Below are 21119 nucleotides of genomic sequence, written 5' to 3'. Positions count from 1 at the left end.
TCCTAGACTGCCCGCACCCCACATACAACAGACAAGGTCGGCGCCCGGTGATTCATGGCGAGATCCATCAGAACGTGCGGCAGTACATCAACGGCCGCTGGGAAACCAGCGCGACCACCGGTGTGAGCACCAATCCGTCGGACACCACCGAGGTCGTCGCCGAATACGCACGCGCCGACCGCCGCCAGGTCGAGACCGCGATTCGCGCCGCCACCGAAGCCTTTCCGCACTGGAGCCACAGCACGCCGCAGCGGCGCGCCGACGTGCTCGACCGCATCGGCGCCGAACTGCTGGCCCGCAAGGACGAGCTGGGCCTGCTGCTGGCGCGCGAAGTCGGCAAGACGCTGCCCGAAGCCGTGGCCGAGGCGGCGCGCGCGGGCCAGATCTTCAAGTTCTTCGCCGGCGAGGCCTTGCGCGGCGGTGGTGGCGAGAACGTGGCCTCGGTGCGCGCCGGCGTGCAGGTCGATGTGACGCGCGAGCCGGTCGGCGTGGTGGGCCTCGTCACGCCGTGGAACACGCCCTTCGCGGTGCCGGCGTCCAAGATCGCGGCGGCGCTCGCGCATGGCAACAGCGTGGTCTTCAAGCCGGCCGAGCTGGTACCGGCCTGCAGCTGGGCGCTCACGGACATCATCAGCCGCGCGACCTTGCCCGCCGGTGTGTTCAACCTCGTGATGGGCAGCGGACGCGAAGCAGGGCAGGCGCTGGTCGACAGCGCACTGGTCGATGCGCTGAGCTTCACCGGCTCGGCCGCGAATGGCGAGCGCATCCTGCAGGCCGCCGCCACGCGCCGCGCCAAGGTGCAACTGGAGATGGGCGGCAAGAACGCGCTGGTGGTGCTGGCCGATGCCGACCTCGACCGCGCTGTCGATTGCGCGGTGCAGGGCGCCTACTTTTCCAACGGCCAGCGCTGCACCGCGTCGAGCCGGCTCATCGTCGAGGCTGCCGTGCACGACGCCTTCGTGGCCAGGCTGCGCCAGCGCCTGAAGACACTGAAGATCGGCCATGCACTGGAGCGCGGCGTCGACATCGGCCCGGTGGTCGATGAAGAACGGCTGGCGCAGAACCTCGCCTGGGTCGAGGTCGCGCGCGAAGAAGGCGCCGAGCATGTGTGGGGCGGCGAAGCGCTGGCACGCGCCACCACGGGCCACTACATGAGCCCCGCGCTCTTTCTGGCCAAGCCCGAGCACCGCATCGCGCGCGAGGAAATCTTCGGCCCGCTGGCCTGCGTGCTGCGCGCCGACGACTACGACGAAGCGCTGGCGCTGTGCAACGACACGCCCTTCGGCCTGTGCGCGGGCCTGTGCACCAACTCGCTCAAGCACGCGATGCATTTCAGGCGGCATGCCGTGGTCGGCATGACGATGGTCAATCTGCCGACCGCGGGGGTGGACTTCCACGTGCCCTTCGGCGGCCGCAAGGGGTCGGGCTACGGGCCGCGCGAACAAGGGCGCCACGCCGCGGAGTTCTACACGACGGTGAAGACCGGCTACATGCTGGCCTGACCGGACGGGGTTTCGTTTCACCACACCAACAGCCAACAGCAAAGTCCTCGTGACATCAAGAAGGAGACATCCCATGACCATGAATCGCCGCACCCTCCACACCGCGCTCGCCGCCGCAGCCCTGGGCAGCATGCTGCCCGTGTCCGTCTTCGCGCAGAAGAAGCTCGTGCTGGGCTTCGCACAGGTGGGCGCCGAGAGCGAATGGCGCACCGCCAACACCGAGTCGATCAAGTCGTCGGCCAAGGACGCCGGCATCGAGCTGAAGTTCTCCGACGCGCAGCAAAAGCAAGAGAACCAGATCAAGGCCATCCGCTCCTACATTGCGCAGAAGGTCGACGTGATCGCCTTCTCGCCCGTGGTCGAGTCGGGCTGGGAGACGGTGCTGCGCGAAGCCAAGGCCGCCAAGATCCCGGTGGTGCTGACCGACCGTTCCGTGAGCACCAAGGACGACTCGCTCTACGTGACCTTCATGGGCTCGGACTTCATCGAAGAGGGCCGCAAGGCCGGCCGGTGGCTGGTCGAGAAGATGAAGGACCAGAAGGGCGACGTGAACATCGTCGAGCTGCAGGGCACCGTGGGCTCGGCACCGGCCATCGACCGCAAGAAGGGCTTCGAGGAAATCATCAAGGCCGACCCGAAGTTCAAGATCATCCGCTCGCAGACCGGCGACTTCACGCGCGCCAAGGGCAAGGAGGTGATGGAAGCCTTCCTGAAGGCCGACGGCAAGAAGATCAACGTGCTGTTCGCGCACAACGACGACATGGCCATCGGCGCCATCCAGGCGATCGAAGAAGCAGGTCTGAAGCCGGCGAAGGACATCACCATCATCTCCATCGACGGGGTGAAGGGTGCCTTCGAAGCCATGATCGCCGGCAAGCTCAACGTGTCGGTGGAATGCAGCCCGCTGCTGGGGCCGCAGCTCATGCAGGCGGTGAAGGACATCAAGGACGGCAAGACGCTGCCCAAGCGCATCGTGACTGTGGAAGGCATCTTCCCGATGGAAGTCGCAGCCAAAGAATTCCCCAATCGCAAGTACTGAGAGCCCACATCCATGAAACGCAACTTCCTCAAAGCATCGCTGGCAGGCATCGCGCTGGCCGTCGTTGGCTTCACGCCGTTGGCCAACGCACAGGACAAGGGCCCGATCGCGATCTCGATGCCCACCAAGTCGTCGGCGCGCTGGATCGCCGACGGCGCCAACATGGTCAAGTACTTCAAGGACAAGGGCTACAAGACCGACCTGCAGTACGCCGACGACGACATTCCGAACCAGCTCGCGCAGATCGAGAACATGGTGACCAAGGGCTCGAAGGTTCTCGTCATCGCGGCCATCGACGGCACCACGCTGTCCGATGTGCTGCAAAAGGCTGCCGACAAGGGCGTGAAGGTCATCGCGTACGACCGGCTCATCAAGGGCTCGAAGAACGTCGACTACTACGCCACCTTCGACAACTTCCAGGTCGGGGTGCTGCAGGCGCAGTCGATCGAAACGGCACTGGGCCTGAAGAGCGGCAAGGGCCCGTTCAACATCGAGCTGTTCGGCGGCTCGCCCGACGACAACAACGCCTTCTTCTTCTACAACGGCGCGATGTCGGTGTTCGATCCGTACATCAAGAGCGGCAAGCTGGTGGTGCGCAGCAAGCAGATGGGCATGGACAAGGTCGGCACGCTGCGCTGGGACGGCGCGGTGGCGCAGGCGCGCATGGACAACCTGCTGTCGGCCTACTACACCAAGGACCGCGTGGATGCGGTGCTGTCGCCCTACGACGGCCTGTCCATCGGCATCCTCTCGTCGCTCAAGGGCGTGGGCTACGGCTCGGCCTCGCAGCCGATGCCCATCGTGTCGGGGCAGGACGCCGAGGTGCCGTCGGTCAAGTCGATCCTGCGCAAGGAGCAGACCTCCACCGTGTTCAAGGACACGCGCGAGCTGGCCAAGGTGACGGTGGCCATGGTCGACGCCATGCTCTCGGGCAAGACGCCCGAGGTGAACGACACCAAGACCTACAACAACGGCATCAAGGTCGTGCCCTCCTACCTGCTCAAGCCGGTGAGCGTGGACGCCTCGAACTGGAAAGTGGTGCTGATCGACAGCGGCTACTACAAGGAAAGCCAGGTCAAGTGAGCGTGGAAGGCGAACGCACCATCCTCGAGATGCGGGGCATCACCAAGACGTTTCCCGGCGTGAAGGCGCTGAGCAACGTCAACCTGGCGGTGCGTGCCGGGGAGATCCACGCGGTGGTGGGCGAGAACGGCGCGGGCAAGTCGACGCTCATGAAGGTGCTGAGCGGCGTCTACCCGTGCGACTCGTACACCGGCGAGATCCACTTCGAGGGCGAGGTGCGGCGCTTCAAAGGCATTGCCGACAGCGAGAAGCTCGGCATCATCATCATCCACCAGGAGCTGGCGTTGGTGCCGCTGCTGTCGATTGCCGAGAACCTGTTTCTGGGCAACGAGATCGCCAGCGGCGGCGTGATCGACTGGTTCGCCGCGTATGCGAAGACGCGCGAACTGCTCGCCAAGGTGGGGCTGAAGGAGTTGCCCACAACGCTCGTGACCGACCTGGGCGTGGGCAAGCAGCAACTGGTGGAGATCGCCAAGGCGCTGGCGAAAGAGGTGAAGCTCTTGATCCTCGACGAGCCCACCGCCAGCCTCAACGAGAACGACAGCGACGCGCTGCTGATGCTGTTGCTCGAACTCAAGCGCCAGGGCATCGCGTCGATCCTCATCTCGCACAAGCTCAACGAGATCGCCAAGGTGGCCGACTCGGTCACCGTGCTGCGCGACGGCGCCACGGTCGAGACCATGGACTGCCGCACGCAGCCGATCAGCGAAGACCGCATCATCCGCGGCATGGTCGGGCGGGACATGGAACACCGCTACCCGCAGCGCACGCCGAAGATCGGCGAGATGGTGTTCGAGGTGCGCGACTGGCATGTGCACCACGCGCTGCATGCCGACCGCGAACAGATCAAGGGCGTGAGCCTGAACGTGCGCCAGGGCGAGATCGTCGGCATTGCCGGCCTCATGGGCGCGGGCCGCACCGAGCTGGCCATGAGCGTCTTCGGCCGCTCCTACGGCCAGCGCATCAGCGGCACGGTGCTGATGCACGGCCAGCCAGTGGACGTGAGCACCGTGCGCAAGGCCATCGACCACGGCATCGCCTACGTGACGGAAGACCGCAAGGGCCTGGGGCTGGTGCTGGAGGAAGACATCCGAAAGAACATCAGCCTGGCGAATCTCGATGCGATTTCCGAGCGTACGGTGATCGACAACGGCCGCGAGTTCAAGGTGGCCAATGACTACCGCAAGGCGCTCAACATCCGCTGCTCGGGCGTCGAGCAACTGGTGGTCAACCTCTCGGGAGGCAACCAGCAGAAGGTGGTGTTGAGCAAGTGGCTTTTTACCAAACCCGAATTATTGATTCTTGACGAGCCCACGCGCGGCATCGACGTGGGCGCCAAATATGAGATCTACACCATCATCGACCAGCTCGCGAGCGAGGGCAAAGGCATTCTCATGATCTCTTCGGAACTGCCGGAACTGCTCGGCATGTGCGACCGCATCTACGTGATGAACGAGGGCCGCTTCGTGGCCGAGTTCACCGCCGCCGAAGCTTCGCAGGAACGCATCATGCACGCCATCGTGAGCGCAGGGAGCACGGTCCATGTCGCAGCCTGAAGTCAATGCCGTGAAGACCGTCGTGCCGGTGGCGGAGGGGCCGAAGCTGCACGCGGGCTTCCTGAAGAACAACCTGCGCGAATACGGCATGCTGATCTCGCTGGTCGCGATCATGGTGCTGTTCCAGGTGCTGACCGACGGCACGCTGCTGCGGCCGCTGAACCTGACCAACCTGCTGCTGCAGAACAGCTACGTGGTCATCATGGCGCTGGGCATGCTGCTGGTGATCGTGGCGGGCCACATCGACCTGTCGGTGGGCTCGGTCTGCGGCTTCATCGGCGCGCTGGCGGCGGTGCTGATGGTCGAGTACGAATGGCATTTCGTGCCGACGGCCATCGTGAGCATCGCGGCGGGTGCGCTCATCGGCGCGGCGCAGGGCTGGTTCGTGGCGTTCCGAAAGATACCGTCGTTCATCGTCACGCTGGCGGGCATGCTGGTGTTCAAGGGACTCACGCTGGCCTTGCTGGCGGGGCAATCGGTGGGGCCGTTTCCGGTGGAGTTCCAGCGGCTCAGCTCGGGCTTCATTCCCGATCCGCTGGGCGGCGAGGCACTACGAACCACCTCGCTGGTCGTCGGTGTGCTGGCCGCCGCGGCGCTGGTGTTCTTCAAGCTGCGCGGGCGCGCCAAGCTCGCGGCGCACGGCATGGAGACCGAACCCTACGCCTTCTTCCTCGTGAAGAACCTGTTCTTTGCCGCGGTCATCCTGTTCTTCAGCTACCTGCTGTCGACCTACAAGGGCCTGCCCAATGTGCTGATCGTGATGGCGGTGCTGATCGTGGTGTACGACTTCGTCACCAACCGCACCACCATCGGCCGGCGCATCTATGCGCTGGGCGGCAACGAGAAGGCGGCGCGGCTGTCGGGCGTGAAGACGCAGCGGCTGGCCTTCCTGACCTTCGTGAACATGGGCGCGCTGGCCGCGTTGGCCGGCCTTGTGTTCGCGGCGCGGCTCAACACGGCCACGCCCAAGGCGGGCCTGGGTTTCGAGCTGGACGTGATCGCGGCCTGCTTCATCGGCGGCGCCTCGGCATCGGGTGGCGTGGGCCGCGTGATGGGCGCGGTGATCGGCGCCTTCATCATGGGCGTGATGAACAACGGCATGTCGATCCTGGGCATCGGCATCGACTACCAGCAGGTCATCAAGGGGCTGGTGCTGCTGGCGGCGGTGTTCATCGACGTCTACAACAAGAACAAGTGATGGCTGCTGCGCATGGCTGACGACACTCTCTCGCCCGTACTGGAGCTCAAGGGCATCCACAAGCAGTTCGGCGGCATCCCGGTGCTGAACGACGTGCAACTGAGGCTGTACCCCGGCGAGATCCATGCGCTGATGGGGCAGAACGGCGCGGGCAAGTCGACGCTCATCAAGGTGCTGACGGGCGTGCTGCCGTCGAGCGGTGGCGAGATGCATCTCGACGGCAAGACCATTCGCCCCGGCTCGCCGCTGGAGGCGCAGAAGCTGGGCATCAGCACGGTCTACCAGGAGGTGAACCTGTGCCCGAACCTCTCGGTGGCCGAGAACGTGTTTGCCGGGCGCTATCCACGCTGCGGCATGGCGCAGGGCTTTCGCATCGACTGGGCCGAAGTGAACCGCCGCGCCGCCGAACTGCTGGCGCGCATCGGGCTGGACATCGACGTGACGCGGCTGCTGTCGAGCTACTCGGTGGCGGTGCAGCAGATGGTGGCGATCGCGCGCGCGCTCGGTGTGTCGGCCAAGGTGCTGATCCTCGACGAGCCGACGTCGAGCCTGGACGATGACGAGGTGGAAAAGCTGTTCGAGGTGCTGCGGCGTTTGCGTGGCGAAGGGCTGGCCATCGTCTTCGTGACGCACTTTCTCAACCAGATGTACGCGGTGTCGGACCGCATCACCGTGCTGCGCAATGGCAACTGGGTGGGCGAATGGCGCGCTGCCGATCTGGGACCGCAGGCGCTGATCGCAGCGATGCTGGGGCGCGAACTCGCAGCGCAGTCGGCACGTCCCGCCGCATTGCCTGCTTTCGATGAAGCCGCGCCGGCCCTGCTGCAGGCAGAGGGATTGGGGCAGGCGGGGCAATTGCAGGCGACCGACTTGCGCGTGCGCGCCGGCGAGGTCGTCGGCATCGCGGGCCTGCTGGGCGCGGGGCGCACGGAACTCGCGCGCCTGCTGTTCGGGCTGGAGTCGCCCGACCGGGGCGTGCTCAAGATGGACGGCCGCACGGTGAGCTTCTCGAACCCGGCGGATGCGATCCGGGAGGGGCTGGCGTTGTGCCCCGAGGAACGCAAGACCGATGGCGTCGTGTCGGAGCTGTCGGTGCGCGAGAACATCGCGCTCGCCTTGCAGGCGCGCCTGGGTACGCGGCGGTTTCTGTCGCATGCGGAGCAGACCGAGATGGCCGAGCGCTTCGTCAAGTCGCTCGGCATCAAGACGGCGAGCGTTGAAACCCCCATCGGCTTGCTCTCGGGTGGCAACCAGCAGAAAGCCATGATCGCGCGTTGGCTCGCGACCGAGCCGCGTTTGCTGATTCTCGATGAGCCCACGCGCGGTATCGACGTGGCGGCCAAGCAGGAGATCATGGAAGAGATCCTGCGGCTCGCGAAGGCGGGCATGGCGGTGATCTTCATCTCGTCGGAAATGAGCGAAGTGGTGCGCGTGGCGCACCGCATCGTGGTGCTGCGCGACCGGAAGAAGGTGGGCGAGCTGCCGGGTGGTTCGTCCGAGGATGAGGTGTACGAAATGATTGCCGCCGCATGAACTCTCGCGACGCGTTGTGTTTCTCCCTCCCCCTCTGGGGGAGGGCAGGGGTGGGGGCAGTCGGCCGCCACCGTCGCGCGGCATTCGAGGCCGCTTGCCCCCATCCCAGCCTTCCCCCAAAGGGGGAAGGAGCAAGGCAGCACACATGAACCGCCTTTCGTCTTTCATGCGCCATCGCCTCGCGTGGCCACTCATCACGCTGCTGCTTCTGCTCGCGGTCAACACCGCGTTCAACGCCAGCTTCCTGCACCTCGAATGGCGCGAGGGCCATCTCTACGGCAGCCTGATCGACATCCTCAACCGCGCGGCGCCACTGGTGCTGGTATCGCTGGGCATGACGCTGGTGATCGCGACGCGTGGCATCGACATCTCGGTGGGCGCGGTCGTCGCGATTGCCGCAGCGCTCGCGGCATGGATGATCGGCGGCTCGGTCGCAAGCGACGTGAGCCGCTTTCCGATGTGGCTGGCCATCGTTGCGGCCATTGCCATCGCGCTCGTGTGCGGCCTGTGGAACGGCCTGCTGGTTGCCAAGGTCGGCATGCAGCCGATCATCGCGACGCTGATCCTCATGGTGGCGGGGCGCGGCATTGCGCAGCTCATCGCGGACGGGCAGATCATCACGATCTACTACAAGCCCTTCTTCTTCCTCGGTAGCGGCTATCTGCTGGGGCTGCCGTTCTCGCTGTTCATCGTGGCGGCGGTGTTCGTGTTGTTGTACCTGGCCATCACACGCACCGCGCTTGGGTTGTTCATCCAGGCGGTGGGCATCAACCCGACGGCAGCGCGCGTGGCGGGTGTGCAGGCGCGGCGGCTGGTTGTGGGCGCCTATGCCTTCTGCGGCGCGTGCGCGGGCGTGGCGGGCCTCTTGATCAGTTCCAACGTGAAGAGCGCGGACGGCAACAACGCGGGGCAACTGATCGAGCTCGACGCGATCCTCGCGGTCACGCTGGGCGGCACCGCGCTGACCGGCGGACGCTTCAGCCTCGTGGGCAGCGTGATCGGTGCACTCATCATCCAGACCCTGACCTATGCGATCTATTCGCTGGGCGTGCCACCGGAGATCAACCTCGTGGTGAAGGCGGGCGTGGTGTTCGCGGTGATGCTGCTGCAGTCGCCGGAGTTCAGGGCGCAGGTGCGCACGCTGGTGCAACGGCCGGCGCATGAAGGGGGACGGGCATGAGCGCGGTGATGGACACGGCTCCCTCAGCCCAGACTTCTCCCGCGCGCGGGAAAGGGGGCAAGAAAGGGCTCAACCCGAAGTACCTGCCGCTGGTGGCGACGATCTCGCTGTTCGTACTGGTCGCCACGCTGGGCTCGGTGTTCTACGACGGCTTCTTCTCGGCGCAGGTGTTCCTCAACCTGCTGATCGACAACGCCTTCCTGATCGTCGTGGCCGTGGGCATGACCTTCGTGATCCTCTCGGGCGGCATCGACCTGTCGGTGGGTTCGGTGATTGCGCTGACCACCATGGTGTCCGCCTCGTTGGTCGAGAAGCACGGCTGGAGCCCGGTCATCGTGATCCCGCTGGTGCTGCTCATGGGCACGGCCTTCGGCGCATTCATGGGGCTGCTGATCGAGCGCTTCCGGCTGCAGCCCTTCATCGTCACGCTGGCGGGCATGTTCCTGGCGCGCGGGCTTTGCTACCTCATCAGCATCGACTCGATCAGCATCACCAACGAGTTCTACTCGGAGGTCTCGCAGATCCGCATCCCGATCTGGGGCGAGGCTTCGGTCTCGATCAGCGCGGTGATCGCCGTCGTGGTGTTGCTCGCGGCGGTGTTCATCGCGCACTGCACGCCCTTCGGCCGCGCGGTGTATGCCATCGGCGGCAGCGAGCAATCGGCCATGCTGATGGGCCTGCCAGTGCGCCGCACGTTGATCGGCGTGTACACGCTGTCGGGCTTCTGCTCGGCGCTGGCGGGCGTGATCTTCACCTTCTACATGCTCTCGGGCTACGGCCTGCATGCGGTGGGGCTGGAACTCGATGCGATTGCGGCGGTGGTGATCGGCGGCACGCTGCTCACCGGCGGCGTGGGCTATGTGGCGGGCACGCTGTTCGGCGTGCTGATGCTCGGGATCATCCAGACGCTGATCTCCTTCGACGGCACGCTCAGTTCGTGGTGGACGCGCATCGTGGTCGGCGCGCTGCTGTTCGTGTTCTGCCTGCTGCAGCGCTTCTTCACTTCGCGCGCACCCCGGCGCTGACTTTCTCTCTTTTCTTTCCCAGGACACCTCGCATGCCGGACATATCTCCGAAGAAACTGCGCTCGACCGAATGGTTCGGCTCGGCCGACAAGAACGGCTTCATGTACCGAAGCTGGATGAAGAACCAGGGCATTCCAGACCACGAGTTCGACGGTCGGCCGATCGTCGGCATCTGCAACACCTGGTCGGAGCTGACACCGTGCAACGCGCACTTTCGCAAGATCGCCGAGCACGTCAAGCGCGGCATCTCGGAGGCGGGCGGCTTTCCGGTGGAGTTCCCGGTGTTCTCCAACGGCGAGTCGAACCTGCGGCCCACCGCGATGCTCACGCGCAACCTCGCGAGCATGGACGTGGAAGAAGCGATCCGTGGCAACCCGGTCGATGCGGTGGTGCTGCTCACGGGCTGCGACAAGACCACGCCGGCACTGTTGATGGGCGCCGCGAGCTGCGACATCCCGGCCATCGTGGTCACGGGCGGGCCGATGCTCAACGGCAAGCTCGACGGCAAGGACATCGGATCGGGCACGGCCGTGTGGCAACTGCACGAATCGCTGAAGGCGGGCGAGATCAATCTGCACCAGTTCCTCTCGGCCGAAGGCGGCATGTCGCGTTCGGCGGGCACCTGCAACACCATGGGCACGGCCTCGACCATGGCCTGCATGGCCGAAGCGCTGGGCACTTCATTGCCGCACAACGCGGCCATTCCTGCGGTCGATGCGCGGCGCTATGTGCTCGCGCAGATGTCGGGCATGCGCGCGGTGCAGATGGCGAAAGATGGGCTCACGCTGTCGAAGATCCTCACGCGCGAGGCTTTCGAGAATGCCATTCGCGTGAACGCGGCCATCGGCGGATCGACCAACGCGGTGATTCACCTGAAGGCGATTGCGGGGCGCATCGGCGTCGAGCTGGAGCTGGAAGACTGGACGCGCATCGGCAGCCACACGCCGACCATCGTCGACCTGATGCCCTCGGGCCGCTTCCTGATGGAGGAGTTCTACTACGCCGGTGGATTGCCCGCCGTGCTGCGCCGCCTCGGCGAGAACGGCCTGCTGCCGCACCCCGGTGCGCTCACCGTCAACGGCCATTCGATCTGGGACAACGTGCGCGAGGCGCCGAGCCTGAACGACGAGGTGATCCGCCCGCTGGACAACCCGCTGATCGCCGATGGCGGCATCCGCATCCTGCGCGGCAATCTCTCGCCGCGCGGCGCGGTGCTCAAGCCTTCGGCGGCAACGCCCGCGCTGCTCAAGCACCGTGGCCGTGCGGTGGTGTTCGAGAACCTGGAGCACTACAAGGAACGCATCGTCGATGAAGACCTCGACATCGATGCCAGCTCGGTGATGGTGCTGAAGAACTGCGGCCCCAAGGGCTACCCCGGCATGGCCGAGGTGGGCAACATGGGGTTGCCGCCGAAGCTGCTGCGCCAGGGCGTGAAGGACATGGTGCGCATCTCGGATGCGCGCATGAGCGGCACGGCCTATGGCACGGTGGTGCTGCATGTCGCGCCCGAGGCGGCCGATGGCGGGCCGCTCGCGGCGGTGCGCGACGGCGACTGGATCGAGCTCGATTGCGATGCGGGGCGGCTGCACCTGGACATCAGCGATGAAGAACTCGCGTCACGCCTGGCATCGCTGGGCGCGAACGATGCGCAGCCGATGAGCACGCGCGGCGGTGGCTACCAGAAGCTCTACGTCAACCACGTGCTGCAGGCCGACGAAGGCTGCGACTTCGACTTTCTCGTCGGCTGCCGCGGCGCGGCCGTTCCCCGCCATTCACACTGATGATTGATTCACTGAAGCCATGACCCCCAGATACCGCGGCATCTTCCCGGTGGTGCCGACCACCTTCACCGAACAGGGCGCCCTCGACATCGAGAGCCAGAAGCGTTGTGTCGATTTCATGATCGACGCGGGCTCCGATGGGCTGTGCATCCTCGCGAATTTCTCCGAGCAGTTCGTGCTGTCCGATGATGAACGCGAGGTGTTGACGCGAAGCATCCTCGAACACGTGAAGGGCCGCGTGCCGGTGATCGTGACGACCACGCACTACAGCACCAAGGTCTGCGCCGAACGCAGCCGCCGCGCGCAGGACATGGGCGCGGCGATGCTGATGGTGATGCCGCCGTACCACGGCGCAACCTTCCGCGTGCCCGAGCCGCAGATCTACGAGTTCTACGCGCGGCTGTCGGACGCGGTGGGCATTCCCATCATGATCCAGGACGCGCCGGCCAGCGGCACGGTGCTGTCGGCGCCGTTCCTTGCGCGCATGGCCAAGGAGATCGAGCACGTTGCGTACTTCAAGATCGAGACGCCCGGCGCCGCTGCGAAGCTGCGCGAGCTGATCCGCCTGGGCGGCGATGCCATCGAAGGCCCGTGGGACGGTGAAGAAGCCATCACGCTGATGCCCGATCTCGATGCGGGTGCGACCGGTTCGATGACCGGTGGCGGCTACCCCGACGGCATCCGACCGATCATCGAGGCGCATCGCGCGGGCGACCGCGACAAGGCCTTCGCGCTCTACCAGCAGTGGCTGCCGCTCATCAACTACGAGAACCGGCAGGCCGGCCTGCTGGCCTGCAAGTCGCTCATGAAGGAGGGCGGCGTGATCGCTTGCGAGGCACCGCGGCATCCGCTGCCGGCGATGCACCCCGAGACGCGCGCGGGCCTGATCGAGACGGCGAAGCGGCTCGACCCGATGGTGCTGCGCTGGGGCCGCTAGCCTTGCCGGCCTTCTCGACGAAGTAGGGCGCGACGATCTCCCCCAGCCAGTCCATCACGGCCAGCACGCGCGGCGCGAGCTGGCGGCGGTTGGCGTACAGCAGCGACACCGGCATCGGGCGTGCGTCGAATTCCGGCATCACGCGCACGAGCGCGCCCGAGGCGAAGCTCGCCGCCAGGCCCGCGACCGGCGCCTGGATCAGGCCCAGGCCGGCCAGCGCGGCCGCCTGGTAGGCCTCGGTCCCGTTCACCGTGATGGTGGCGCGCACCGGATGCATCTTGTAGAGGCCGTCGGCGGTATCCAGGTATTCCCAGCCGGCGTTGGACGAAAGCGCCTGCGCGAAGTGCACGACGCGGTGCTGCGCGAGGTCGTCCAGCGTGCGGGGCGTGCCGTGCGCGCGCAGATAGTCGGGGCTCGCGGCGTTGGCCATCTGCATGGCGCCCAGCGGCCGCGCCACCAGGTCCGAGTCGCCGAGCATGCCCACGCGCAGCACGCAGTCGAAGCCTTCGTGCACGAGGTCGACGCGGCGGTCGGTGGTGCTGATGCCGATCTCGAGTGCCGGATGCCGCGCGAGAAATTCGGGCAGGCGCGGAATGACGAGGTCGCGCGCCACCACGTTGGGCAGGTCGATGCGCAGCCGTCCGGTGAGGCCGCTGGCGTGCGTGCGGAACATGGTGGCGAGCTGTTCGCCTTCGGCCAGGTAGTCCTTGCAGCGGTCGAGAAAGCGTTCGCCGTCTTCGGTCAGGCGCACGCTGCGCGTGGTGCGCTGCAGCAGCCGCGTGCCGAGCCGTTCTTCGAGCTGCTGCACGGCCACTGACACGCGCGCGCGGGTCAGGCCGAGCTGGTCCGCGGCGCGGCTGAAGCTCGCGAGTTCGGCGACCCTGGAAAAGATGCGCAGTTCATCGGTGTTCATGGCGCTCCATTGTTATCTTTCCAAATAACAGTGCGCGGCGTTTTGCGAGATTTATCTGGATGACGGTAATTCTTAAAGTCCACCCATCGATCCACCGATCAACCACCGAGGACTTTGAAATGACCGCTTCCAGCACATCCAACCCATCCCGCATCGCGCTTATCACCGGCGGCAGCCGGGGCCTGGGCCGCAGCACCGCGCTGGCGCTCGCCGCCGACGGCGTCGACGTGATCCTGACCTACGTGTCGAACGAAGCCAGCGCGCAGGCGGTGGTGTCCGAGATCGAGGCGAAGGGCCGCCGCGCCGTTGCGCTGCAACTCGACGTGGGCGACAGCAAGGCCTTTGCCGCGTTCGCGGATTCAGTAAAGGCTGTGCTCGCGGCCACATGGCAGCGCGAGCGCTTCGACTTCCTGGTGAACAACGCGGGCGTGGGCTTTCACGCGAAATTCGAGGACACGAGCGAAGCGCAGTTCGACATGCTCTACAACATCCACTTCAAGGGCACGTACTTCCTCACGCAGAAGCTGCTGCCGTTGATCAACGACGGCGGACGCATCGTCAACCTGTCGACGGGGCTGACGCGCTTCGCCATGGAAGGTGCTTCCGCCTATGCGGCGATGAAGGGCGCGGTGGAGACGCTGACGCGCTACCTCGCCAAGGAACTCGGCGCGCGCGGCATCGCGGTGAACACGATCGCGCCGGGGGCGATAGAAACCGACTTCAGCGGCGGCATGGTGCGCGACAACCCGCAGGTGAACGCGATGGTCGCCGGCTTCACCGCGCTGGGGCGCGCGGGCAAGCCCGACGACATCGGCGGGGCGATCGCGGGCTTGCTGGGGGAGGGCAATCGCTGGGTGAATGCCCAGCGCATCGAGGTGTCGGGCGGGATGCTCGTCTGAGCGCCCAAGCCTCAGCTCAGGCTTCGGGCGTCTTTTCGAGTTCGCTGACCTGCAGCGACAGGTCGAACAGCTTGGACTTGCTGGCGTAGTAGCGGTCCAGGCGCCACTCTTTCAGGATGTCCATGGCGAGCTGGAAGCTCTTGTAGTCGAGGTTGTAGAGCGTGACCAGCTCGAAGCTGCGTTCGGACTCGAGCGCCAACACGAGCTGGGCCAGGATTTTGGCCGATTCGTTGGCCGGGTCCGTTTCTATGAATCGGCGAGCGACCTTGATGGCATTCATGGGGAGGAGTTCCTCAGTTGGCGGGGGACCGAGAACTATAGCTAGCACCGTCTGGGGTTTTGTGACAGTCTCGTGACAATCGGGGCCATCGCTCCGGGTTTTCCCTTGGCCACTGCCCGGCACCCCGGTGCAGTGGTTTTTTCAGCGGCTGATTCGGCTGACAGGCGGGTGGATTCAGCGCATGGGGGCGGGCATCCGCCGTTCTTCGGGGGCCGGCACCATGGTTGTGGTGACCGATTCGCGGATCACGCCGCCGCCCATCACGCTGCCTTCGACCCGGCTGTCGGTGTTGCCCATGCTGCCGAGCACGCGCGCCTCGCAGGCGGAGCGGTCCGCCGGCGGCTGCAGGCCACAGCGGGCCAGCGCATTGGCGCGGTAGTCGGGGGCGCTGGTCAGGCCGCCACGGGCCGCGGCCTGTCGCGCGGCGCCGGCCTCGCGGATGCAGGCGGCACGGTCCTGCTGGTTGTGGCCGCAGACCGCGAGTTCCCGCTGGTAGGTGCTGTCGGATTCCCCGCGCCGCGGCGTGGCCGCCGAGGCGATGGTGCTGGCCGCCAGCCCGCTGATGGCCAGCAGGGCGAAGATCATCGAGCGCGCATTGCTTGTCATGGATGGCTCCTTGAAGTGACCGGTAAAAACCTGGATGTGTTGGACAGGCCCGATTCGGGCGGGTTCATTCAGTTCAGCGTGGCGGCTGCACGGGCTGGGCCGGCAGGGGCGTGACGGTTTCGCGGATCACGCCGCCGCCCATCACGCTGCCGTCGATGGTCGTGTGCGCGCCGCCCCTCACGCGTGCTTCGCAACCGGCCTGGTCGCCGGCGGGCTGTTCACGGCAGCGGGCGAGCGCGTTCGTGTCCTCGCGGCCGGCGCTGGGGGTGGTGAGGCCGTTGCGGCCCGCTTCCTGCCGTGCCGCGCGGGCTTCGCGCAGGCAGGAAGCGCGGTCTTGCTGCACGCCGTCGCAGGTGGCGCGTTCGTTCTGCACCCGGGCGTTGCTGGAAGCCGTTGCCTGGGCACTGGCAACGGGCGCGCCGAGGACGAAAAAGCCGCCGGCCGCGAAGAGGGCTGCGGCGGACAGGACGGAACGAACTGTTGTTGTCATGCGGACTCCTTGGTTGGGCCGCGCCCTCCGTGGGAGAAGTGCGCGACCGGAGTCACAGTGTGATGCCAGCGGGGCCGGTGGGCCTGTGGGACAGCCGCACAGAAAGAGCGGGCGGTACGCGCCGTTCCGTGTGGGACCTGTCCCGCAGCACGCGCGCGGCGTGAGCTCTTCAGCCTGCTGCGATGCGCTGCGCGAGGTGAGCGAGCGCTTCCTCGACCTGATCGACCAGGATCAGCGAGAGGTCGCCCGGCTGCAGGCGGGCCAGGGCGGTGTCGATGGCGACGAACTCGCCGCGGATCTCGTCGATCTGGCGGGTGCGCGCCGCGCCCTGCAGGCCCTGGCGCAGCAACGCCATGACTTCGCCGTCGGCACGGCCGCGCTGCGCCGCATCCTGGTAGAGGATCACGTCGTCGAAGGCTTCGCCGAGGATGGCGGTCTGGTCGCGGATGTCGGAGTCGCGCCGGTCGCCCGCGCCGCTGATGACCACCGAGCGCTTGTTGGCCGGCATGGTGTCGACGGCCGAGACCAGCGCGCGCATGGCGTCGGTGTTGTGGCCGTAGTCGGCGATCACGGTGGCGCCGCGGTAGTCCATGACGTTGAAGCGCCCGGGCACGCCGGCCGCGTCGTTCATGAAGCTGGCCAAGCCGCTGCGGATGGTGTCCCAGTCCAGGCCCACGGCCCAGGCGGCGGCCACCGAGGCCATGACGTTGTCGACCTGGAAGCCGATGGTGCCGTTGCGCGTGATCGGCACGTCGCGCAGCGCGATGCGTTCGCGCCAGGAGCCTTCGGCCGCGACCAGCGTGTCCTGGTCGACGTACACGGTGCGCTTGCCTTGCGCGCGGTGCGTGGCCATCACCGAATGCTGGCGGTCGGCGGTGAAGAACATCACATGGCCGGGGCAGCCGGCCGCCATGGCGGCGACATTCGGGTCGGCGGCGTTGAGCACCGCGAAACCGTCGGCCGCCACGTTGCGCACGATGACGCGCTTGAGCACCGCGAGGTCTTCGACGGTGGTGATGTAGTTCAGGCCCAGGTGGTCGCCGCTGCCGATGTTGGTGACCACGGCCACCTGGCAGCGGTCGAAGCCGAGGCCTTCGCGCAGCACGCCGCCACGGGCCACTTCGAACACGGCCGCATCGACGTCGGGGTGCATCAGCACGTTGCGCGCGCTCTTGGGGCCGCTGCAGTCGCCGCTGTCGGTCTGGCGCCCGTCGACGTACACGCCGTCGGTGTTGGTCATGCCGGTGCGCAGGCCGCTGGAAGCGAGCAGGTGATTGATGAGGCGCGCGGTGGTGGTCTTGCCATTGGTGCCGGTGACCGCGACCACGGGGATGCGGCCGTCGTCGCCGTGGGCGAACAGCGTGTCCATCACCGCTTCGCCGACGGCGCGGCCACGGCCGAACGAAGGCGAGATGTGCATGCGCAGGCCGGGCGCGGCATTCACTTCGACCACGCCGCCGTGCTGCTCTTCGAGCGGGCGCAGCACGTTCTCGCAGACCATGTCGACGCCGCAGATGTGCAGGCCGACCATTTGTGCCGCATCGACGGCGCGCGCGGCCACTTCGGGGTGCACGGTGTCGGTCACGTCGGTGGCGGTGCCTCCGGTGGAGAGGTTCGCGTTGTTGCGCAGCACCACGCGCTGGCCGCGTTCGGGCACGCTGTCGGGCGTGAGGCCCTGGGCTTCGAGCCGGCCGATGGCGATGTCGTCCAGGCGGATCTTGGTGAGCGAGGTGGCATGGCCCTCGCCGCGGCGCGGATCGAGGTTGACGGTGTCGACCAGCTGGCGCACGGTGGCGCTGCCGTCGCCGATCACCTGGGGCGGATCGCGCCGGGCGGCGGCCACGAGGCGGTCGCCGACCACCAGCAGGCGGAAGTCGAAGCCGGGCAGGAATTTCTCGACCATCACCTCGCCGTACACGGCGGCCGAGTCGTAGGCCGAGAACAGCGCTTCGCGCGTGGTGATGTTGACCGTGACGCCCTTGCCCTGGTTGCCGTCCTGCGGCTTGACCACGACCGGCAGGCCGATTTCATGGGCGGCGGCCCAGCCGTCTTCGGCGCTGCTGACGGGGCGGCCCAGCGGCACCGGCACGCCGGCGGCGTTGAGCAACTGCTTGGTCAGTTCCTTGTCTTGCGCGATCGATTCGGCCACGCCGCTGGTGCTGTCGATTTCGGCGGCCTGGATGCGGCGCTGCTTGGAGCCCCAGCCGAACTGCACGAGGCTGCCGCTGGTGAGGCGCCGGTAGGGAATGCCGCGTGCCACGGCCGCATCGACGATGGAGCCGGTGCTCGGGCCCAGGCGCTCGGATTCGTCCAGGTCGCGCAGCTCGACGATGGCTGCGTCGGCGTCGAAGGCGGTGTCGGCCAGTGCGGCGGCGATCAGTTCTTCGGCCAGCGCCAGTGCGCGGCGGCCCACGGCCTCTTCGCTGTACTGCACGGTGACCTGGTAGACGCCTTCTTCCGTCGTGGGTGCGGTGTGGCCGTAGTTGACGGCGCAGCCGGCCTGGGCCTGCAGCGCCACGGCGGCGTTTTCGAGCACATGGGCCAGCGCCAGCGGCTGGCCCAGCACCATCGGGTGCAGCTCGCCGATGGTCGGGAAGCGGGCGCGCAGGCGGGCTTCGAAACCGGCCAGCTTGCTGATGGCGTTCTCATCGCCTTCGCAGGCGACGACCGCTTCGACGGCGGTGTGGCGGCTCCAGAGATTGGGCCCGCGAAGGGCGCGGATGCGGGTGACTTTCATGGGGCTACGGCTCGGTTCGCGGATTCTGTTGGACGGTGGGGCCGCCTCTGCCGAGGCGGCCGCGCGCGTCATGCAAGTTGATGTTGGGGATGCTGCGACGACAGCGGCTGCGTCTGCGACAACTGCAGCGACGCCAGTGCGGCCTGCAGGTCGGCCTCGAAGGCTTCGACACCGGCGCCGATCAGGTTCAGCGGAATGCCCATGGCCCAGGCGGCGGCCACGGCGGCCAGCAGGCTTTCGAGGCTCACGCCGGCATGGGTCGCGCGCCAGATCGTCAGGCGGCCCAGGCCCGGCAGGAAAGATTCGCTGCTGCCGTTGGCCAGCACCACGCGGTCTTGCCGCACCAGCACGGCCTTGCCGCCGGCGGATTGGTGCGCGGTGAGCGCCGGGGCCTGCGAATCGGCGGCATACAGGATGACGGCGCCGTCGCACAGCGGCGCGAGGCCGGCCACGCGCGCGTCGTCCGCGTTCAGCACGGCGGTGCCTTCGCTGAGCACCACGTCGACCTGCGTGCGCAGCACCTTGACCATCTGGTCGCTCTCGGTGATGTCGTAGTCGGCCAGTGCTTCGGAGCCTTCGAGGTCGGTCACGACGCCGACTTCGCAGCGGTCGTAGGAAAGACCGTCGCGCAGGATGGTTTCGGCACCGTTCTCGATCACCACGGCCTGCACGGCGCGGTTGACCAGCAGCCGATGGCCGGCGTCCCAGTTGGCGCTGTCGCGCGCATCGACGCGGCGGCGTTCCAGGAACAGGCCGTCGCGGCAGGCCAGGCCGGTGTGGCGGCCGCCCAGGTTGATCAGCCAGGCGATCAGGCGCGCCAGCACGGCGGTGTCGCGGGAGCCCGCCACGCCGACCACGGGAATGCGGCCGGGCGCGTCGTTGGGGAACAGGTGGTCGCAGATGGCGCGGCCCACCGGGCGCGGCGAACCGACGGCCGGCTTCAGGTGCATCAGCAGGCCGGGGCCGGCGTTGACTTCGACGATCGCGCCGCCCTGCGGGCCCAGCGGCTTGCTGATGTCCAGGGCCACGAGGTCGATGCCGGCGATGTCCAGGCCGACCACGCGGGCGGCCAGCACGGCGGCATGCGCGACTTCGGGGTGAACCTGGTCGGTGCAGTCGTTGGCCATGTTGCCGTTGCGCTGGATCGTGACCACGCGGCCGGCGGCGGGCACGGCCGCGCCGTCGAGTTCCTGGCGCTTGAGTTCGAGCTGCAGCTTGGCGTCGGTGGCCAGCACGATCAGGTCGAGCGGGAATTCTTCTTCGGCGCCACGGCGCGGGTCGCTGTTGAGCTGCTTTTCGATCAGCTCGGCCACGGTGCCCTTGCCGTCGCCGGTCACGGTGATGATCTCGCCGCGCGCGGCGGCCACCACTTCGCCACCCACCACCAGCAGGCGGTGCTCGTGGCCACGGATGAAGCGCTCGACCATCACGTCGCTGCCTTCGGGCTCGGCGACCGCGAAGGCGGCGATGACTTCCTCGCGCGTGGTCAATTCGAGCGACACGCCACGGCCGTGGTTGGCGTCCGACGGCTTCACGACCACGGGCAGGCCGATGTCTTCGGCGGCTTCCCAGGCTTCTTCAGCGTTGGCGACCACCTGGCCTTCAGGCACGGGCACGCCGCAGCTGGCCAGCAGGGACTTGGTCAGTTCCTTGTCGCTGGCGATCGATTCGCCGATGGCGCTGGTGTAGTCGGTCTCGGCGGTCCAGATGCGTTGCTGGTTGGCGCCGTAGCCCAGTTGCACCAGGTTGCCGCTGTTCAGCCGCATGTGCGGAATGCCGCGATCGGTGGCGGCGCTCACGATGGCGGCGGTGCTCGGGCCGAGGTAGCAGTCCTCGACCTTGGCCTTGACCGCATCGACCGCCTTCTGCACGTCGCCAGCGCTGAACGGGTCGTTGTTGATGGCCGCCATCAGCAGGCGGTGGCCTTCGGCCAGCGCCACCCGGGCCACCTGCTCGTCGCGTGCGCGGAACACCATGCGGTAGACGCCGTGCTCCGAGGTGCTGCGGGTTTGCCCGAAGCCGGTCGGCATGCCGGCCAGGTTCAGCAGCTCGATGACCACGTGTTCGAGCACATGGCCCGACCAGGTGCCTTCGGTCAGGCGCTGGATGAAGCCGCCGCGCTCGCCCACGCCGCAGTGGTGCTCGATGAGCGCCGGCAGCAGGCCGGTCAGGCGGTCGGTGAAACCGTCGATCTTGTTGGAGGGGAAGTCTTCCAGTTGGCCCAGATCGAGCCAGACTTCGAGCACCGGACGGTAGGTCCAGAGGTTGGGACCGCGCAAATAATTGATGCGCAGCAGGCGGATGTCGTCGAAACGGGTCATGCAAACGTTCGATGTGCTTTGACCGAGCACCACGGCGCC

16 protein-coding genes and 1 pseudogene are annotated in these 21119 nt (G+C 67.0%); 11 read left to right on the top strand and 6 right to left on the bottom strand.

The features are described from left to right. The first annotated feature begins 47 nt into the window (after window positions 1-47). The 10 genes from ACSFB7_RS06560 (at window position 48) to ACSFB7_RS06515 (ending at window position 12834) form a co-directional block, all read left to right on the top strand. Complete coding sequence (locus ACSFB7_RS06560; protein WP_435468266.1) at window positions 48-1502, top strand: aldehyde dehydrogenase family protein; 1455 nt, start codon at window positions 48-50, stop codon at window positions 1500-1502. Window positions 1503-1575: 73 nt separating this feature from the next. Then, window positions 1576-2541 carry an ABC transporter substrate-binding protein gene (locus tag ACSFB7_RS06555; protein WP_435468264.1) on the top strand — a complete coding sequence of 322 codons (966 nt, stop codon included), beginning with the start codon at window positions 1576-1578 and terminating at the stop codon, window positions 2539-2541. A 12-nt stretch (window positions 2542-2553) separates the two neighbouring features. Then, complete coding sequence (gene chvE / locus ACSFB7_RS06550) at window positions 2554-3624, top strand: multiple monosaccharide ABC transporter substrate-binding protein (RefSeq protein WP_435468262.1); 1071 nt, start codon at window positions 2554-2556, stop codon at window positions 3622-3624. A gap of 29 nt (window positions 3625-3653) precedes the next feature. Next, window positions 3654-5180 (top strand): multiple monosaccharide ABC transporter ATP-binding protein, encoded by a 1527-nt coding sequence (mmsA, locus tag ACSFB7_RS06545; RefSeq protein WP_435469931.1) that lies wholly within the window; start codon window positions 3654-3656, stop codon window positions 5178-5180. Further along, window positions 5167-6378 carry a multiple monosaccharide ABC transporter permease gene (mmsB, locus tag ACSFB7_RS06540; protein ID WP_435468260.1) on the top strand — a complete coding sequence of 404 codons (1212 nt, stop codon included), beginning with the start codon at window positions 5167-5169 and terminating at the stop codon, window positions 6376-6378. Before mmsA ends, mmsB begins: the two co-directional genes overlap by 14 nt. Before the next feature lie 12 nt (window positions 6379-6390). Further along, window positions 6391-7911, top strand: coding sequence for a sugar ABC transporter ATP-binding protein (locus ACSFB7_RS06535; protein ID WP_435468258.1), 1521 nt, complete (start codon window positions 6391-6393; stop codon window positions 7909-7911). A gap of 145 nt (window positions 7912-8056) precedes the next feature. Continuing rightward, complete coding sequence (locus tag ACSFB7_RS06530) at window positions 8057-9091, top strand: ABC transporter permease (RefSeq protein WP_435468256.1); 1035 nt, start codon at window positions 8057-8059, stop codon at window positions 9089-9091. Next, complete coding sequence (gene yjfF / locus ACSFB7_RS06525) at window positions 9088-10116, top strand: galactofuranose ABC transporter, permease protein YjfF (RefSeq protein ID WP_435468254.1); 1029 nt, start codon at window positions 9088-9090, stop codon at window positions 10114-10116. Before ACSFB7_RS06530 ends, yjfF begins: the two co-directional genes overlap by 4 nt. Before the next feature lie 32 nt (window positions 10117-10148). After that, on the top strand, window positions 10149-11897 hold the full coding sequence (locus tag ACSFB7_RS06520; protein ID WP_435468252.1) for an IlvD/Edd family dehydratase: 1749 nt from the start codon (window positions 10149-10151) through the stop codon (window positions 11895-11897). A 19-nt stretch (window positions 11898-11916) separates the two neighbouring features. After that, entirely contained in the window at window positions 11917-12834 is a 918-nt protein-coding gene (locus ACSFB7_RS06515) for a dihydrodipicolinate synthase family protein (protein ID WP_435468250.1), read from the top strand. Window positions 12835-12883: 49 nt separating this feature from the next. On the opposite strand, the pseudogene ACSFB7_RS06510 reads toward ACSFB7_RS06515, so the two are convergent. Next, window positions 12884-13747: pseudogene (locus ACSFB7_RS06510) on the bottom strand (LysR family transcriptional regulator); the annotation flags it as partial. Window positions 13748-13866: 119 nt separating this feature from the next. Between ACSFB7_RS06510 and ACSFB7_RS06505 the strand changes: the two are divergent. Next, a complete protein-coding gene (locus tag ACSFB7_RS06505) occupies window positions 13867-14646 on the top strand; it encodes an SDR family NAD(P)-dependent oxidoreductase (protein ID WP_435468248.1) in 780 nt (259 codons plus the stop codon). A gap of 16 nt (window positions 14647-14662) precedes the next feature. Here ACSFB7_RS06505 and ACSFB7_RS06500 read toward each other — a convergent pair whose 3' ends face one another. The 5 genes from ACSFB7_RS06500 to ACSFB7_RS06480 form a co-directional block, all read right to left on the bottom strand. After that, complete coding sequence (locus ACSFB7_RS06500) at window positions 14663-14926, bottom strand: hypothetical protein (RefSeq protein WP_435468246.1); 264 nt, start codon at window positions 14924-14926, stop codon at window positions 14663-14665. 174 nt (window positions 14927-15100) lie between these two features. Beyond that, window positions 15101-15532, bottom strand: coding sequence for a hypothetical protein (locus ACSFB7_RS06495; protein WP_435468244.1), 432 nt, complete (start codon window positions 15530-15532; stop codon window positions 15101-15103). 73 nt (window positions 15533-15605) lie between these two features. Continuing rightward, entirely contained in the window at window positions 15606-16022 is a 417-nt protein-coding gene (locus tag ACSFB7_RS06490; protein ID WP_435468242.1) for a hypothetical protein, read from the bottom strand. 169 nt (window positions 16023-16191) lie between these two features. Further along, the gene (gene cphA, locus ACSFB7_RS06485; protein ID WP_435468240.1) at window positions 16192-18759 is read right to left on the bottom strand and encodes a cyanophycin synthetase; all 2568 of its coding nucleotides are present in this window, start codon (window positions 18757-18759) and stop codon (window positions 16192-16194) included. A 68-nt stretch (window positions 18760-18827) separates the two neighbouring features. Beyond that, window positions 18828-21080, bottom strand: a complete 2253-nt coding sequence (locus ACSFB7_RS06480; protein ID WP_435468238.1) for a cyanophycin synthetase — start codon at window positions 21078-21080, stop codon at window positions 18828-18830. Window positions 21081-21119 lie beyond the last annotated feature (39 nt).

Origin of the sequence: Variovorax raffinosi (assembly GCF_051216615.1) — a bacterium.
Classification (GTDB): Bacteria; Pseudomonadota; Gammaproteobacteria; order Burkholderiales; family Burkholderiaceae_C; genus Variovorax.
Note: the sequence above shows the minus strand (reverse complement) of the source record. Positions and strands in the feature narration are given on the sequence as shown.

Bases quoted from the DNA above. Each gene is read 5' to 3' on its own strand.
- ACSFB7_RS06505 (WP_435468248.1), top strand. From the start codon at position 13,867: ATGACCGCTTCCAGCACATCCAACCCATCCCGCATCGCGCTTATCACC.
- ACSFB7_RS06480 (WP_435468238.1), bottom strand. From the start codon at position 21,080: ATGACCCGTTTCGACGACATCCGCCTGCTGCGCATCAATTATTTGCGC.
- ACSFB7_RS06500 (WP_435468246.1), bottom strand. From the start codon at position 14,926: ATGAATGCCATCAAGGTCGCTCGCCGATTCATAGAAACGGACCCGGCC.
- ACSFB7_RS06530 (WP_435468256.1), top strand. From the start codon at position 8,057: ATGAACCGCCTTTCGTCTTTCATGCGCCATCGCCTCGCGTGGCCACTC.
- ACSFB7_RS06490 (WP_435468242.1), bottom strand. From the start codon at position 16,022: ATGACAACAACAGTTCGTTCCGTCCTGTCCGCCGCAGCCCTCTTCGCG.
- cphA (WP_435468240.1), bottom strand. From the start codon at position 18,759: ATGAAAGTCACCCGCATCCGCGCCCTTCGCGGGCCCAATCTCTGGAGC.
- ACSFB7_RS06555 (WP_435468264.1), top strand. From the start codon at position 1,576: ATGACCATGAATCGCCGCACCCTCCACACCGCGCTCGCCGCCGCAGCC.
- mmsA (WP_435469931.1), top strand. From the start codon at position 3,654: ATGCGGGGCATCACCAAGACGTTTCCCGGCGTGAAGGCGCTGAGCAAC.
- mmsB (WP_435468260.1), top strand. From the start codon at position 5,167: ATGTCGCAGCCTGAAGTCAATGCCGTGAAGACCGTCGTGCCGGTGGCG.
- ACSFB7_RS06495 (WP_435468244.1), bottom strand. From the start codon at position 15,532: ATGACAAGCAATGCGCGCTCGATGATCTTCGCCCTGCTGGCCATCAGC.
- ACSFB7_RS06535 (WP_435468258.1), top strand. From the start codon at position 6,391: ATGGCTGACGACACTCTCTCGCCCGTACTGGAGCTCAAGGGCATCCAC.
- chvE (WP_435468262.1), top strand. From the start codon at position 2,554: ATGAAACGCAACTTCCTCAAAGCATCGCTGGCAGGCATCGCGCTGGCC.
- ACSFB7_RS06515 (WP_435468250.1), top strand. From the start codon at position 11,917: ATGACCCCCAGATACCGCGGCATCTTCCCGGTGGTGCCGACCACCTTC.
- ACSFB7_RS06520 (WP_435468252.1), top strand. From the start codon at position 10,149: ATGCCGGACATATCTCCGAAGAAACTGCGCTCGACCGAATGGTTCGGC.
- yjfF (WP_435468254.1), top strand. From the start codon at position 9,088: ATGAGCGCGGTGATGGACACGGCTCCCTCAGCCCAGACTTCTCCCGCG.